We start from the raw sequence: 16,358 nt of genomic DNA, 5'->3' as shown, positions 1-16,358 counted from the left end.
AGCCGTCCGGGCGACCGGCTAACCGAATCTGACGGAGATCGGTCCGGGGCCTCCGATGACGCGCACCGCGCCGTCGGGACCGTCGTCCACGGCGTACGACGCGTCGTCGAGCACCGCCGTGCCGGGGGCCAGCAGGACCGTGGTCCGACCGTCCTGGTCGAGGCCGGGAGCGAGGTCCACGTGCGTGGCGGAGTGCCCCGTGATCTCGGCGCTGGCCCACAGGATCCGGTGGCCAGCCACGTCGATCCCGAGCGGCAGCACGTGCCCGCTCCGGGCCGGCAGCGACAGCGCGCCGTCGGAGGGCAGGTCAGCTCCGTCGACCGCGACGTTCACGCGCATGTCGACGCCCGAGTGGTTGATGAGGTGCAGCGCCCGCTGGCCGTCGGCGCTGGCCGTGGTCGTGGCGAGGACGCCGGGCCACGGTGCGTCGACCCGAACCCCCGCACGCTGCCCGAGGTGGGCGAGCGCCCGCTCGACGAGGACCGGGTCGGACGGCAGCCCGGCGGCCAGCACCACGGCCTGACCGGCTCCGGCAGCCACCGACACGCCGCAGACCGCGCCGTCGACGTCGGTGAGGACGATCTCGGCCCCTTCGGGAGCGTCGAGGCGCTGGCGCCACCCGACCCTGACCTCCGGTCCGGGTGCGGCCCAGCCGTGGCGCACGACCGACGGGAAGAAGTCGGAGCTGTCGTGCACGAAGTCCCCGGCCGCGAGGCCGAGCCCGTCGGCGAGCACCGTGCAGGGTTTGTTCGCCAGGTCGCGCTCGGGCAGCGGGCCGAGGTAGAGCAGGCCGCCGCCGGCGTGTACGTGGTCGAGCACGCGTTGCTGCACGGTGGCGGACAGGTGGCGCCCGGACGCGAGGGCGAGCACGCCTCCCGGCTCGGGGTCGCGCTCCTCCAGGCGCACGGCGCCGAAGCGGAAGCCGCCCAGCAGCAGCGACCGGGCGACGAACCGTCGCTGGCCGGCGCCGCGGTGGCCCGTCAGGTCGTCGACGACCTCGCTCATCAGGGCCGACTCGGGGTGGTGGTACTCGGTCGCGTACGCGTCGAGCACCAGCCCGAGCTGCACCCCGTCGTGCTCCTCGTCCATCCGCGACAACCAGTCCTGCTGCGCCGTCATCGCGCGGGCCGTACGGGCCGTGGCGTCGAACGTGAAGCCGCGCTGGCCCTCGGGACCGATCGGTGCGGCGGTGCCGTGCCGCTCGCCGGTGAAGCTGAGTCGGTCGTTGCCGTCACCCACGACCTCCTCCAGCGGCGGGTTGATGCCGCCGGCCAGGAGGTAGTAGTTGATCAGCCGGTTGCCCTGGGCGACGCAGAGGCGGGTCTTGAGGTCGACCGTCGACGGGTCGTGCTGGCTCTCGATACCACCGCTGTAGTCGCCGGTGCCGGCCTCGAACTCCAGCGAGGTCAGCGGCTGGTCGGCGTCGTGCACGGCGTCCATGAAGGCATTCATGACGTAGAGGTCGGTGAGGGTGTCCGAGGTCGCCGCGCCGAGGTAGTGGTCGGACCCCGACACCATGCCCGGGACGCCGGCGTACGTGCGGACGAGCTGGCTGATCCCGATCGGGAAGGGCCCTCCGCTGCCGCTCTCCGTCCCGTGGATGTTGACCAGGAACGGGACCTCGCGCACGTCCCGCGCCTCGCAGAGGTCGCGGAGCGTGGTGACGTACGCCGCGAACCGGTCGCGCATGTACTCCGCGAGGTCGACGCGGAGGCGTCCGGCGACCTCCTCCGACGGCGAGCGGACCTGGTCGGCCCAGCCGGGCGACCCCGGTGCTTCCGGGTAGCGGTCGCGGGCGGGGTGCTCGTCGTCCACCCAGTGGCCGAGGTCGTCGATGAGTCCGTCGGTCAGGTCCGGGCTGTTGGTCACCCAGGCCAGCATCCCGACCTCGTTGTCGAGCTGGACCCCGATGATGTTGCCGCCCCGCGGCTGCAGCCGCGGCGCCAGCACCGGCATGATCGCGTCGAACCAGCGCGCGGTCTCGTCGATGAAGGCCGGCGCGAGGTAGTCGACGGTGCGCGACGGCGCCGGCTTCCAGTCCCAGCCGATCGGGACGACCTCGGGGTGCTCGTCGTACACGCGGTAGGGGATGCCCTCGTTCTTGAGCTCGGCCATCACGAACGGGCCGGGCCGGGCGATGAACCACAGGCCCCGCTCGGCGCACGCGTCGATGAACGCGGCGACGTCCCGCTCGGGCCGGGTGGCACCGGTGACGTCGATGGTGCCGTCCGGGAGCTCGTGCCAGATCCAGGGGATGTACGACGCGACGGCCGTGCAGCCGGCCTCGACGACGAGGTCCAGCCGCTGATCCCACTCCTCGCGGGCGACCCGGAAGTAGTGCACCTCCCCGGCCATCACCAGTCGGGGCTCGCCGTCGATGACGAGCTGCTTGTGCTCGAGCGCGATCACGGGCGCACCTCGGCACCGGTGATCCGCAGCGACACGTCCTGGAGCCGCGCGGCGTCCGGCCCGGTCATCAGCAGGATCTCGCCCTCGTCGACGCGCTCGCTCAGGTCGGCGCCGAAGTACGCGAACGCGGTCGCGGACACCTCGAACGTCACCTCCTTCGTCTCGCCCGGCGCCAGGTCGACGACCGACCAGTCGATGAGCTCGACCAGGGGCCGGGTGACCTGCGCGACGGGGTCGCGGAAGTAGGCCTGGACGACCTCGCGGCACGGTCGGTCGCCGGTGTTGGTGACCGCGACGGTGAGCGTCGTCGCCGACTCGAGCCCGATCTCTGCGTCGGCCACCTGCGGGGCGGCGTACGCCACCTCGGAGTAGGTCAGGCCGAACCCGAACGGCAGTCGGGGATAGGTGAGCGCATCGGCGTAGCGACCCTCGCGGTGGTCGACGTCGGCGCGGATCAGCCGGCCGGTCGGACGTTGGTGGGTGCTCGTCGGGATGTGGCCCGTCGACAGCGGGAAGGTCATCGGCAGCCGGCCGTGGGGTCCGGTGTCGCCCGTCAGCACGTCGGTGAGCGCACTGCCGGCCTCCACGCCGGGGTGCCACGCCACGATGACCGAGTCGGCCAGGTCGAGCACCTCGCCGAGGTCGAGCGGCCGGCCGGTGTAGACGACCACGACCAGGGGCTTGCGGAGCCCGGCCAGGGTGCGGAGCAGGTCGAGCTGTCCCGGCGGCAGGCGGAGGTCCGAGACGGAGTTGGCCTCGCCGGAGCGGTTCGGGTGCTCGCCGACCAGCGCGACGGTGACGTCGGCGAGTCGGGCGAGCTGGAGGGTGCGGTCGGGGAAGCGGCCGTCGTCGACGGTGAGCCGGTCGCCGAGGCGCTCGGTGAGGGCGGCGGCCGGTGTCACGACGTCCTCGGCGCGGCCGTCGAGGACCCAGGTCCCGAGCAGCACGTCGCCCTCGTGGGCGAACGAGCCGGTGAGGAGCACGGACCCCTCGTCGCCGAGGGGGAGCGCCCCCTCGTTGCGCACCAGCACGTGGGCGCCGACGGCAGCGCGCCGGGCGAGCGCTCGGCTCTCCGGCGTCGGCTCGTTGCCCACCGGCCGGGTGCCCGGTGCCGCGGCACCGTCGAAGAGGCCCAGCCGGAGCTTCATCCGCAGCACGCGGCGGCAGGCATCGTCGACCAGCGCCTCGTCGACCTCGCCGTCACGGACCAGGTCGGCGAGGTGCGCGAGGTACGCGCCACTGACCATGTCGAGGTCGACGCCGGCCTCGATCGCCAGCCGGGCGGCCTCGCGGTCGTCGGCGGCGACGCCCGCGAAGACGATCTGCCCGATGCCGTTCCAGTCGCCGACGACCACGCCGTCGAAGCCCCACTCGCCCTTGAGCACGTCGCGCAGCAGGTGGCGGTGCGCGTGCATCGGCATGCCGTCGACGTCGTTGAACGCGGCCATCACGCTGAGCACGCCGGCCTCCACCGCGGCCCGGAAGGGCCGCAGGTGCAGGTTGCGCAGGGTGTTCTCGCCCACCGAGACCGTGTCGTAGTCGCGGCCCCCCGCAGACAACCCGTAGCCGACGAAGTGCTTGGCGCACGCGGCGATCCGGTCGGGCCGGGACGGGTCGTCGCCCTGGAAGCCCTGGGTCGCGGCGGCCGCGAGCCGGGACGCCAGGACCGGCGACTCGCCGAACGACTCGGCCACCCGTCCCCAGCGCGGTTCCTCGGACAGGTCGAGCATCGGCGCGAAGGTCCAGGCGATGCCGTCGACCACCGCCTCGGCAGCGGCGTTCTCCGCGGCGAGCCGGACCAGCTCAGGGTCGAAGGACGCCGCCAGTCCCAGCGGGATCGGGGCCACCGTGCGGTGACCGTGGATCACGTCGCGCCCGAAGAGCACGGGGATGCCGAGTCGGCTCTCTCCGGCCAGCACCTGGATCTCGTCGATCACGCCGGCCAGCACGCCCTCGTCGCGCTCGTTGCCGGCGGTCGCCCCGGAGGCGTACAGGCTCGAGCCGATCCGGCCGCCGCGCAGTGCCTCGACGTCCTCGTAGGGGTTGATGTTGGCGACCTGGTGGGTCTGGCCCACCTTGTCGTCGAGGGTCATCACAGCCATCAGCGCGTCGATCCGCGCCTCGACGTCGAGGGCGGGGTCGAGCCAGGGGCGATCCATCAGTAGGTCTCCAGAAGCAGGTCGGGGGAGGCGTCGAGGGCTGCCTGCAGGTCGCCGGTCCGGACGGACGCACCCGCGCGGCGGTGGGGGTTGGCGAGCTGCTCGAGGGCGAGCTCGCCGTGGGCGCCGACGACGCGGCGTACGCCGACCCCCTCGGGGCCGACGGTGTACGTCACGTGGGCGAGCCGGCCGGCGAGCCGGACGGTGGCCCGGAGCCCGTCGCTGCCGGGCGGCAACACCGGGTCGACCTCGAACCGCTCGCCGCGACGCCGGAGGCCGAGCAGCCGCTCGACCACCAGGCGGAGGGCGAGGCCCGGGCCCGAGGAGTAGATCCGCCAGCCGCCCTCGAGGGGCACCTGCCCGGCCATCAGGTCGGGGTAGCGCCGCGAGGCGTCGAGGCGGTCGGCGAAGACGCCGTCGGAGGAGGAGTAGTAGCAGCTGCGCTGCCGCGGACGGGCCTGCGGCACGCGGGACGTCAGGCCCCACGGGCTGGCGAGGGCGAGGGCACTCAACAGTCCAGCACCGTCACCGACCCGCGCGAGCGCCTCGGCGTACCGGAGGTGCGCGTGGACGTACATGAGACCGATCTCGCGCCCCCAGAACGTGCTCGCCTCGGCGCGCTGGAACGTCGTCATCGGGCCGCCGCGGTAGGTCACCGGGCAGTCGAAGAGCCGCGCTCCGTCGGGCCCGAGCAGGTGCCGCTCGATCGTGGCCAGGTGGTGGGCCGCGGCCTCCGGGTCGAGCACGTCGGCGGCGACGGCGTGGACCCACGGCAGGATCCCGTACGTCAGCCCGGTGCGGGTGTCGCGGGGGTGGACGAGCGGCTCGGCCTGGACTCCTGCGTCGTCGTAGAGCAGGTAGCCGGGCATCAGGTCGTCGATGACCATGTCGCGGCCGATCGCCTCGCGGGTGCAGGCGGCCAGGGACGCGGCCCTGTCGGCGAGGGCGGGCGCGGCGGCCACGGCCTCGAGGCCCTGGGCCAGCGCGTCGAGCGCCTGCACCTGGAGGACTGCCGTCCACGTGGAGGCCAGGCGTCGGGCGAGGTCGGGGTCCGCGGGCTGGAGCGAGTCGTTCCAGTCGCCGTTGCCGTACGCGGGCAGCGGCGTCCCGGGGACGGCGAGCGCCTCGATCCGGTCCACCGCGCGCGTCAGGTGCTCCTCGACCGGTGCGGGCGCGGTCGCCCCGTTGTCGCCCACGAAGGCGACCTCGGCAGCGAGGATCGCTGCGTTGCCGACCGTGAGCAGGTGCTCACCGACCGCGAGGAGCGGCCAGTAGACGACGTCGCCATGGGAGTCCTGCTGGCCGTGCTCGGCCGTGGGCGGCATGAACTCGAACGCCTGCGGCCAGTCGCCGCGGGCGTTCTGCGCGCCCATCACCCGCACCAGCACGTCGCGGACCTCGTCGTGCCGGTCCAGCGCGGTGAGCAGGCCGACCGGTCCCTGGCAGACGTCGCGGGTGCCCCAGCCACCGCCGGAGTACTGCTCGAGCCCGCGGGGCGCGAGGTAGTGGACCAGGGCGTTGTGGGTGAACCACGGAAGGGCGTCCGCGACGGCCGCGACCTCGGCCGACTCGGGACCGTCACCGTCGAGGGCGAGGTCCAGCGAGCCGGTGAGGCGGGCCCAGAAGTCCGCGTCGCCGGTGCCCGGCTGCGCGTCGGAGGCGGGGAGGGTGAGCCGCCAGTCCTTCGTCGGCTCGACGTCGAGGACCAGCCAGTCCTCGTCGCGCACGACGTCGGCCTCGCCGGTCCAGCCGAGGTCGAGGCCCGGTGCCTCGTCGGAGCCGGTGTCGAGGGTGACGAGCAGCCGCGTGGCGGGGCCGCGCAGGACCCGGACGGTCAGGGTGAGCTCGTGGCGCTCCGCCGGTGCGCGCGACTCGACCTCGATCAGCCTGCCGTCGGGAGTGGCGTACCACCAGACGCAGGCGTCCAGGCCGTTGCACCACGCGCTCGGGAGGTCGAGCAGCTGCCAGCCCGCGTCGTCGGCATCGCGCACCAGCACGCGCAGGCCCTGGCCGCGGAACAGGCCGACGTAGCTGCGCCGGCCGGTCAGCAGGGGATCGCGCCCGACGTGGCCGACGGTGACCTGCGAGTGGAACGTGCCGCTCATCCAGACGGTCGTCGTCACGCTGCCGGGATCGGGGGTGAGGGTGTCGCCCGTGCGCAGGATCTGGCCGTGGGGACGGAGCACCTCGAGCTCGCGGGCAGTGGTGACGATCTCGCCGCGCGGGGTGCGCCAGGTCGTGGGCGTCCCGTCGGCGTCGTGCTCGGTCGAGCCCTCGTCGGCGGCGAGGTCGAGGACCTGCAGGTCGTCCGCGGTCAGCGGGACGCAGGACAGGACGGGGGAGGAGGCGAGCAGCGATGCGGGGCCCTCGGGCACAGCATCGTCGTGGTCCTCGACCGCGCCTGCGGCGCCCGCGGCGCAGAGGGCGGCTGCGCGGACCGCCGTCTCGACGTGGCGTACGTCGTCCGGACCGGTGGCGGCCGGGTGGTCCGGCAGGACCAGGCCGAAGAAACCGGTGCGGTGCGTCGCGCCGGGTGCGAGCACCACGGCCTCGTCCTGCACCGCGGTGAGGGCGTGCTCGTGCTGCAGCCGGGTCGAGGGCAGGTCGGGCAGGTCAAGTCCCGACCAGACGGGGCCGTCCGCGGTCCGCTCCACCAGCTGGAGCACGTCGGTGGCCCAGCGGACACCATGTCCGAGCGAGCCGACGACGACCCACGGCACCCGCTCGCCGGGCATGTTCTGCCGCACGGCCAGGGCGACCCCGTGATCGGCGGTGTCGATCGGGGTCAGGTCGAGGTACTGGCTGACGTAGTACTGGTTGTTGGCCACCGCGCCGGCGGGGGCGAGCGCGGGGTCCAGGGTCAGGACGGCGTCGATCCGCACGGGTGCGTCGGTGGTGTTGACGACCTCCAGGTGCCACGCCCACGTCGCGTCCTCGCGGCCCAGCACCAGGGAGAGCGTGTAGTCGAGACCCTCCCACCGGCCGGTGGCGCGCAGGGCGTCGTCGACCACGGACAGGCGGCTGGGCGAGGCCTGTCCGAGCAGTGGCGTACGCCGCACCGACCCGTGGTCGTGGACCCTCAGGTGCACGTTGGCGGGCCCCGCCTCGATGCTCGTCGCGGGGTTGAGCAGGAGGCTGAGGCCGTGGGCCTCGAACCGGGTCAGGGCACCGTGGGCGTTGGCCTCGACGAGTGAACCTGTGGGGCTCCCGAGTCGAAGTCGGGCCCGCGAGGCAGGCCTCTGGTCTGTCCGCATGGTGCTCGTTCCTACCAGTCCCAGTGGGCCACGTCAGGCCCGAGAGCCCTTGTAAATAGATGTAACTGGAGCCCCACGCGTGAAGCTCTGCATGTAACTACTTACATCCCTCGGGGCGGTTGACAGGCGATGTGGCGCCGGTCACGTTGGGCACCTACCCACGCCTCGGGAGGCCAGCTCCATGCGCATGTCGAAGACCCCCTCACTGCTCGTCGGCGGGCTCGCGCTCGCCCTCGCCACCGCCGGTTGCGCGGGAAGCGCCAAGGACAAGGAATCGGGGGGCGGCGCGGACGGGATGATCGCCCAGCTGACCTTCCCCGCCGAGGTCGACGCGACGGTCGGAGGGCTCGGCAACTACAACCCCTACTCGCCGACGCCGCTGACGGCCGTGTGGCTCTACGAGCCGTTGATCGTGCGCAACAACCTCACCTGCGAGGAGACCCCGTGGCTCGCCACCGGCGCCACGTGGGACGGGGGCGACAAGCTGACGCTCGACATCCGCGAGGGCGTGAAGTGGAGCGACGGCGAGGACTTCACCGCGGACGACGTCGCCTTCACGATGAATCTCCAGAAGGAGTTCCCCGGCATGGACAAGGCCGGACTCTGGAACGACACGTTCGGCGCACCGGCCAGCTCGGTCGAGGCCGACGGCAACCAAGTGGTCATCACCTTCGAGGGCAACGCCGCCGCCAAGTACGACGGCGTCATCTCCACCAAGATCCTTCCGGAGCACATCTACTCCGAGGTCGACGACCCGACGACGTACGTCGACAAGGAGCCGGTCGGGACGGGACCGTTCGAGGTCGAGAGCTACAACGGCCGCCGGCTCACCCTGGCCCGTCGTGACGACTACTGGCAGGCCGACAAGATCAAGGTGGAGAAGATCGTCCAGGAGGGCATCTTCGACTCCTCGCAGGCTGCCCTCAAGCTCGAGAACGGCGAGATCGACGCCTACTACGGCGACATCCCCAACCCGGAGAAGACCCTGGTCGAGAAGGACCCGGAGAACAACCACTACTTCTACGCCCCCGCCGGCGAGACCGTGCTGACCGGCAACCTGACCGAGGAGCCGTGGAGCGACCCGAAGTTCCGCGAGGCGATCTCCTTCGGCATGGACAAGGAGGCGATGTCGCAGAAGGGCATCTACGGGATCATGGCGCCGGCCAGCCAGACAGGCCTCAAGCTCCCCGCGATGGAGGACCTGCTCCCCGAGGAGTTCGCCAGCGCCGACACCGTCCTGCCCTACGACCCCGACAAGGCTCGCGAGATGCTCGACGCGGCCGGCTACGAGGAAGGGGCAGGCGGCAATCGCACCCTGCCCGATGGCAGCCCGCTGTCCATCAACTTCTCCGTGCAGGCGGGCTTCATCGACTACGAGGCCATCGCCGAGGTCGTCACCGACAACCTCAACGACCTCGGTGTGGACACCAAGGTCACCGCGTCGGCTCCCGAGTCGGTCGACGAGCAGAAGAAGACGGGCGACTTCGACGTCGTCCTGGAGTACCTGCACGGCGGGTGCGAGCTGGCCCGCAACCTCGGTTCCAAGCTGAGCAGCAAGCAGTTCCCGACCGAGCAGGACATCCTCCCCAACGTCGGTCGCTACTCCGACCCGGCGACCGACGACGCGATCGACGGACTCTCGGGTGCGACGGACCGCGAGGAGCAGAAGCCGTTCCTGGGAGAGCTGGTCGACGTGATGATGACCGAGTACCCGGTCACTGCACTGATTTACGCCCCCTCGCGGACGATCTACCGCACCGAGAACGCCGAGGGCTGGCCGACCGAGGACGACGCCTACGCCAGCGGCGCGGACGACCGGCTCCTGGTGATGACGCACCTGACGCCGCCGAGCTGAGTCGACACGTCGGTGAGATACTTCCTCCGCAAGCTGGGGTTCTTCCTCGGCACCCTGTGGGCCGTCGTCACGCTCAACTTCATGATCCCCCGGCTCCAGCCGGGTGACCCTGCCGAGCTGATGGTGCGTCGGCTGCAGGGGAAGGACAGCCAGCTCGACACGGCCCAGGTCGAGGCGATGCGCTCGATGCTCGGGGCGCCCGACGGGTCGCTGTGGACGCAGTACTGGGCCTACCTCGCCGACCTGCTCCGTGGGGACTTCGGGGTGTCCTACACCTACTACCCGTTCTCGGTGGCCGAGGTCATCGGCCAGGCGATCTGGTGGACCGTCGGCCTGGTGGTCGTCACGCAGATCATCTCGTTCGTGGTCGGCATCGTGCTCGGGGCGTACGCAGCCTGGCGGCGCAACTCCAAGCTGGACACGACGATCACCCTCGGCTCGACGTTCCTCGGCACTCTGCAGCCGTTCTGGATCGCCCTGGTGCTGCTCTACGTGTTCGGCTACACGCTGGGCTGGTTCCCCACCTCTGGCGGCTACTCCGCCTCGACCCCCGGCCTGAACATGTTCTTCATCGAGGAGGTGCTCTCGCACTCGACGCTGCCGGCGGTCGCGCTCCTGATCGTGACGCCCATCGGCTGGATCCTCGGCATGCGCAACACGATGATCATGAACCTCGGCGAGGACTACATCCGGCTGGCCAAGGCCAAGGGTCTTCCCGATCGCACCGTCGCACTGAGGTACGCCGCCCGCAACGCGCTGCTGCCGAGCGTCACCGGCTTCGCGCTGGCGCTCGGCAGCGTCCTCGGCGGGACGATCCTGGTGGAGACCGTGTTCGACTACCCCGGCCTGGGCCGGCTGATGGGTGAGGCCGTGAGCAACAAGGACTACCCCCTGCTGCAGACGCTGATGCTCCTCACCACCACCGGCGTCCTGATCGCGAACCTGATCGCCGACCTGCTCTACGGCGTGCTGGACCCGAGGGCACGGAGGGCAGAGGGATGAGCACCACCCCGAACGACTTCATGGCGGAGGGCGAGCCCGACCAGGGCCAGGCCGTCGAGCAGGTCGGGAGCTCGACGACCCCCGACAGCTGGTGGCAGGTGGTCTGGTCGAGCAAGAAGGCCCGCGTCGGGCTGGTCATCCTCGGGCTCTACGTCCTGATGGCGGTCTTCGCTCCGCTCATCGCTCCCCACGACCCGCTCGACGGCAGCTTCACCCCACTCCTGCCGCCCTCGGGCGAGCACTGGCTCGGCACCAACACCAACGGTCGTGACATCGCCTCCCAGCTCATCTTCGGCAGCCGCATCTCGCTGCTCGTCGGGCTGTTCGGCGGCGCGCTCGCGACCGCGATCGCGCTCGTCGTCGGACTGGTGTCCGGCTACACCGAGGGCACGATCGTCGACGACGTGCTGAGCTTCGTCACCAACGTCGCCCTGGTGATCCCCGCGCTCCCGCTCATCATCACGCTGGTCGCCTACTCCGACACTCGCGGCGTGTGGCTCATCGTCGGCATCATCGCCCTCACGTCCTGGGCAGGCGCCGCGCGTGGCAAGCGGGCGCAGATCATCACGCTCCGCAACCGCGACTTCGTCACGTCGGCCAAGTTCTCCGGAGAGGGATCGGCGCGGATCATCTTCTCCGAGATCATGCCCAACATGAGCTCGCTGGTCGTGGCCGGATTCGTCGGTGCCGCCACCGGCGCGGTCGGTGCCGAGGCTGGCCTCGCGGTCCTCGGGCTCGGTGACACGCGCTCCGTCTCGTGGGGCACCATGCTCTACCAGGCCGACGCCCAGGGGGCGATCCAGCAGGGCCTGCTCACCTGGATCTTCGCGCCCGGCCTGGCGCTGGCCATCCTCATCACGGCCATGTCCTTCATCAACTTCGGCGTGGACCTGCTGAGCAACCCCCACCTGCGGGAGGACTGACATGGCCAGGCCGAACGAGGGCACACCCCTCCTCGAGGTCCGCAACCTCGAGGTCCGCTACGAGCCGAAGGCGAGCCGGTCGCTGACGGCGGTCCAGGACGTCAACTTCACCATCGCGCCCGGAGAGTTCGTCGGCCTCATCGGGGAGTCGGGCTCGGGCAAGACGACCCTGGCCACCGCGCTGCTGCGGCTGCTGGAGAAGCCCGGTCGGATCAGCAACGGCACGATCATGTTCGACGGCACGGACATCACCCACCTCGACCAGGACGAGCTGCGCGCGATCCGCTGGCGCGACCTGTCCACCGTGTTCCAGAGCAGCATGAACTCGCTCAACCCCGTCGTCCGGATCGAGCCGCAGTTCCGCGACGCGATCGAGCAGCACTCCGACCTGCGCGGCGAGGACGTGTCCGCGCGGGTCCGCGAGCTCTTCGACATGGTCTTCATCGACCACCGGTTCATCACGGCGTTCCCGCATGAGCTCTCGGGGGGCATGAAGCAGCGCGTCAACCTCGCGCTGGCGCTCGCCCTCGACCCCAAGCTCGTGCTCCTCGACGAGCCCACCACCGGCCTCGACGTCGTCGTGCAGCACTCGATCCTGCAGAACGTCCGCAAGCTGCAGGAGGAGAAGGGCTTCGCGGTCCTCTTCATCAGCCACGACATCGGCACGGTGCTCGACCTCTCGGACCGGATCCTGGTGATGTACTCCGGGCGGATCGTCGAGGACCAGACGGCCGCCGAGCTGCTCCGCGAGCCGCTGCACCCGTACACGAAGGGGCTGCTTGGCTCGTACGGCGACCCGCGCGCCGAGACCGTACGGATCACCTACATCCCGGGGCGCCCGCCGGACCTCAGCCTCGTCTCCGAGGGCTGCAGCTTCGCGCCGCGCTGCCCCGAGAAGATCGACCGTTGCCTGACCGAGTACCCCGAGCTGCTCCCGATCGAGTCGGGCGAGGTGGCCTGCCACGTCGCGGCGCTGCACCGGCTCGTTGGCGCGGACGGCATCGAGCTGCCCGAGCGCAACCGGCGCTTCGTCGGCCCGGAGTTCGTCAAGACCGCCGACGAGTCGGCCCACGCCCGGGAGCGCGACATCGTGCTCACCGTCGACAACGTGACGAAGGTGTTCGAGAAGCGGCGCGGGCTGAAGGTCGACCGCACCGTCGCGGTCGCCGACACGAGCTTCGTGCTCCGCAAGGGCGCGGTCACCGCGCTGGTCGGCCAGAGCGGCAGCGGCAAGTCGACGCTGGCGCGGATGATCACCGGTATCGACAGCCCGACCGAGGGGCGCATCGTCTTCCACGGCCCCGACGGCGACCAGGAGGTCGCGTCGTTCCGCGGCCGCGCGCTCCGCAGCTATCGCAGCCATGTGCAGATGGTGTTCCAGGACCCCTACTCCGCGCTCAACCCGACCAAGCGGCTCGGCCAGATCCTCGAGCGGCCGCTGGTGAACTACCACGGCCTCAAGGGTGACGCCCGCCGCAAGCGCGTCGAGGAGTTGCTCGAGACGGTCGCCCTCACCCCGGCCGACCGCTTCATCAACCGCTACGCGTACGAGCTCTCCGGCGGCCAGCGGCAACGCGTCGTGATCGCCCGAGCGCTCGCGGTGCTGCCGGAGGTGATCGTGGCCGACGAGCCGATCTCGAGCCTCGACGTCTCCATCCGCGCCGAGATCCTCGAGCTGCTCAACGACCTCGTCCAGGACCACGACGTGGGCATCCTCTACATCACCCACGACCTGCTCAGCGCGCGGATGCTCGCCGACGAGGTGATCGTGCTCAACGAGGGACGCGTCGTCGAGCAGGGGCCGGTGCTGCAGGTCATCCGCGACCCGCAGGACCCCTACACCCGCACGCTCCTCGATGCGGTGCCCAACCCGTTCTGACTCCGGACCCTAGGCTGGGGGAGTGAGCACAGAGCCGGCCGACCGTCCGGTCACCATCTACACCGTGGCCGACCGTGCCGGAGTCTCGATCGCCACCGTGTCGCGCGTGCTGCGCGGCACGGCGCCGACGTCGCCGACCACGCGCCGCAAGGTGCTCCAGGCGGTCCAGGAGCTGGAGTACATCCCGCTGCGGGCGGCTCGCAAGGTCGACGTGCCCCGCCACCAGACGCACGGGCTGGTGCTCCCCGGGCTCAACGGCCCCTACTACTCCGAGCTCCTCACCGGCTTCGAGGCCGCCGCGGCGCGCTACGGCCAGTCGGTGGTGATCCAGCTGGCCTCTCCGACGGCCGACCTCGAGGAGGCCGTACGCCGACTGCTCGGCCGCGTCGACGGCCTGGTGCTGGCCAACGACACGGTCTCCGACGCGTTCGTACGCCACACCTGCCGCGGGACGCCGACCGTGCTGGTGGCCCGCAACCCGGTGCACGGGTGCGACACGGTGCTGGTCGAGAACGTGCGCGCGGCCCAGGAGCTCACCGACCACCTGCTGCGCCACGGCCGGCAGCGGTTCGTCTTCGTCGGCGACCCGGCCGACTCCCACGACGTGACCGAGCGCTACGCCGGCTTCCGGGCCGCGCTCGCCCGCTCGACCGCGTACGAGGCGCGGCCGCCGGTGCTGGTGGCGCTCGAGGAGGGCAGCGGCCCGGAGGCCGTCGCCGCGGTCCGGGACCTCGCCGAGCCCGCGGACGCCCTGGTGTGCGCCAACGACGAGCTCGCCGTCGCGATGATGTCGGTGCTGTCCCGGCAGGGGGTCAGGGTCCCCGAGGACCTGGCCGTCGTCGGCTTCGACGACCTGATGACCGCGCGCTACGCGAACCCGGGGCTGACCACGGTGCTCCAGCCGATGCGCTCGCTCGGCCACTGGGCGGCGATCCGGCTCCACGAGCGCATCGAGGGGCGCACCCACGACGTGCGCCCGCAGGTGCTGCCCACCCGGCTGGTGGTCCGCGGTTCCTGCGGCTGCGAGTGGGACGGCCCGACCGCGGCCTAGGGTGGTCCGGTGCCCTCCCTCCACGAGCTCGTGCGAGCCCACACCGAGCTGGGCGAGGACGACGTCGCGTGGCTCCAGCTGCTGATGGCGGACTGGCAGATCCTCGCGGACCTCTCGTTCGCCGACCTGGTGCTCTGGCTGCCCGACCGGGAGGGCAGGGGCTACTGGGCCGGCGGCCAGATGCGCCCGACCACCGGGCCGACCGCGCTGGTCGACGACGTGCTGGGCACCTTCATCCCGACCGGGCGTCGTCGGATGCTCGACGAGTCGTTCGCGACCGGACGGCTGGTGCGCGAGGGCGACCCCGAGTGGCGCGACGACGTGCCGGTGCGGGTCGAGGTCATCCCCGTACGCCGGGCCGGCCGGGTGATCGCCCACATCGCCCGCAACACCAACCTGCTCGGCGTACGCACTCCCAGCCGGCTCGAGCTGAGCTATCTCCAGACCGCGGCCGAGCTGACCCAGATGATCGCGTCGGGACACTTCCCGCTGCCGGGACAGCGCAGCGACCACGCCGACTCACCGCGGGTGGGTGACGGGTTCGTCCGGCTCGACCCCGCGGGCAAGGTCGTCTACGCCAGCCCCAACGGTCTCTCGGCCTACCGGCGGCTCGGCCTGCAGGGCGACCTCGCCGGGCTGGTGCTGACCGACCTCACCCGCGACCTGGTGCCGGTGCGCAAGCGGCCCGACGAGGAGACGCTGAGCGCGGTGCTGGGCGGCCGCGACGGCCGGGCGACCGAGGTCGGCACCGACGAGGTGACGCTGATCGTGCGCAGCATCCCGCTCCGCCCGCAGGGCGACCGCAGCGGGGCGCTGCTCCTGGTGCGCGACGTGACCGACCTCCGCAGCCGCGACCGCGAGCTGGTCACCAAGGACGTCACGATCCGCGAGATCCACCACCGGGTGAAGAACAACCTCCAGACCGTCGCCGCGCTGCTGCGCCTGCAGGCACGGCGTACGCAGGCCGAGGACGCCAAGGCCGCGCTGGAGGAGGCCGTACGCCGGGTGGGCTCGATCGCGATCGTCCACGAGACGCTGAGCCACGCGCTCGAGGAGACCGTCGACTTCGACGACATCGCCGACCGGCTCGGTGCCATGGTCGTCGACGTCAGCGGGGTCGAGGTGCCCGTGCGGGTCGTCCGCGAGGGCTCGTTCGGCAAGCTGTCGTCGGAGGCCGCGACGCCGTTGGCGATGGTGCTGACCGAGCTCCTGCAGAACGCCGTCGAGCACGGCTACGCCGGCCTGACAGACCGCTCCGCCGGACGCGTCGTGGTGACCGCGCGACGGATCGTCGGGCGGCTGCACGTGGTCGTCGAGGACGACGGCCGTGGGCTGCCCGACGACTTCGACCTCGACGGGTCGACCCAGCTCGGGTTGTCCATCGTGCGCACGCTCGTCGAGTCCGAGCTCGGGGGCGTGCTCGAGATCGGTCCCGGGAGCCGGGGCACCCGGGTGCAGGCGGACCTGCCCGTCGACTAGGTCGGGTCGGTCAGGCGGTGCGGATGCGGGCGCGGGCGTTGCGGCGCTTCAGCGCGCGACGCTCGTCCTCGCTGAGGCCACCCCACACTCCGTGGTCCTGACCGGCCTCCAGGGCCCAGGCCAGGCACTGTTCGCGCACCTCGCATCGTCGGCACACCTGCTTGGCCTCCTCGATCTGGAGGATGGCCGGCCCGGTGTTGCCGATTGGGAAGAACAGCTCAGGGTCCTCGTCGAGGCATGCGGAGCGGCTGCGCCAATCCATGAGTGGGGAATTCCCTCTTTCTGTCACAGGCAAGGTGCTGTTGTCGGACGATCAGCGTGGCCCGGGCGCGCCTCAGTACGTTCCG

At 71.6% G+C, this 16,358-nt stretch carries 10 protein-coding genes; 6 read left to right on the top strand and 4 right to left on the bottom strand.

Annotated elements, in window-relative coordinates:
* Window positions 1–18: 18 nt before the first annotated feature.
* From EUA94_RS01155 to EUA94_RS01145, 3 genes are read right to left on the bottom strand one after another with little or no spacing between them, the layout of a single operon-like run.
* Window positions 19–2,409, bottom strand: coding sequence for a beta-galactosidase (locus EUA94_RS01155; RefSeq protein ID WP_129423857.1), 2,391 nt, complete (start codon window positions 2,407–2,409; stop codon window positions 19–21).
* Window positions 2,406–4,568: a glycoside hydrolase family 3 N-terminal domain-containing protein gene (locus EUA94_RS01150; RefSeq protein WP_129423855.1), complete on the bottom strand. Its 2,163-nt coding sequence runs from the start codon at window positions 4,566–4,568 to the stop codon at window positions 2,406–2,408. Before EUA94_RS01150 ends, EUA94_RS01155 begins: the two co-directional genes overlap by 4 nt.
* The gene (locus tag EUA94_RS01145) at window positions 4,568–7,822 is read right to left on the bottom strand and encodes a cellobiose phosphorylase (RefSeq protein ID WP_129423853.1); all 3,255 of its coding nucleotides are present in this window, start codon (window positions 7,820–7,822) and stop codon (window positions 4,568–4,570) included. The genes EUA94_RS01150 and EUA94_RS01145 overlap by 1 nt, the downstream gene beginning before the upstream one ends.
* A 181-nt stretch (window positions 7,823–8,003) precedes the next feature.
* Between EUA94_RS01145 and EUA94_RS01140 the strand changes: the two genes are divergently transcribed.
* From EUA94_RS01140 to EUA94_RS01115, 6 genes are read left to right on the top strand one after another with little or no spacing between them, the layout of a single operon-like run.
* Window positions 8,004–9,677 carry an ABC transporter substrate-binding protein gene (locus EUA94_RS01140; RefSeq protein ID WP_129423851.1) on the top strand — a complete coding sequence of 558 codons (1,674 nt, stop codon included), beginning with the start codon at window positions 8,004–8,006 and terminating at the stop codon, window positions 9,675–9,677.
* A 12-nt stretch (window positions 9,678–9,689) separates the two neighbouring features.
* Window positions 9,690–10,679 carry an ABC transporter permease gene (locus EUA94_RS01135; RefSeq protein ID WP_129423849.1) on the top strand — a complete coding sequence of 330 codons (990 nt, stop codon included), beginning with the start codon at window positions 9,690–9,692 and terminating at the stop codon, window positions 10,677–10,679.
* Window positions 10,676–11,602 carry an ABC transporter permease gene (locus EUA94_RS01130; protein ID WP_129423847.1) on the top strand — a complete coding sequence of 309 codons (927 nt, stop codon included), beginning with the start codon at window positions 10,676–10,678 and terminating at the stop codon, window positions 11,600–11,602. The genes EUA94_RS01135 and EUA94_RS01130 overlap by 4 nt, the downstream gene beginning before the upstream one ends.
* Window position 11,603: 1 nt before the next feature.
* Window positions 11,604–13,481, top strand: a complete 1,878-nt coding sequence (locus tag EUA94_RS01125) for an ABC transporter ATP-binding protein (protein ID WP_129423845.1) — start codon at window positions 11,604–11,606, stop codon at window positions 13,479–13,481.
* A gap of 22 nt (window positions 13,482–13,503) precedes the next feature.
* Complete coding sequence (locus EUA94_RS01120; RefSeq protein ID WP_129423843.1) at window positions 13,504–14,532, top strand: LacI family DNA-binding transcriptional regulator; 1,029 nt, start codon at window positions 13,504–13,506, stop codon at window positions 14,530–14,532.
* Window positions 14,533–14,541: 9 nt separating this feature from the next.
* Complete coding sequence (locus tag EUA94_RS01115) at window positions 14,542–16,011, top strand: sensor histidine kinase (RefSeq protein ID WP_129423841.1); 1,470 nt, start codon at window positions 14,542–14,544, stop codon at window positions 16,009–16,011.
* A gap of 10 nt (window positions 16,012–16,021) precedes the next feature.
* Here EUA94_RS01115 and EUA94_RS01110 read toward each other — a convergent pair whose 3' ends face one another.
* Entirely contained in the window at window positions 16,022–16,273 is a 252-nt protein-coding gene (locus tag EUA94_RS01110; protein ID WP_056601527.1) for a WhiB family transcriptional regulator, read from the bottom strand.
* Window positions 16,274–16,358 lie beyond the last annotated feature (85 nt).

The sequence above is a fragment of the Nocardioides zhouii genome (assembly GCF_004137345.1).
Lineage (GTDB): Bacteria > Actinomycetota > Actinomycetes > Propionibacteriales > Nocardioidaceae > Nocardioides > Nocardioides zhouii.
Note: the sequence above shows the minus strand (reverse complement) of the source record. Positions and strands in the feature narration are given on the sequence as shown.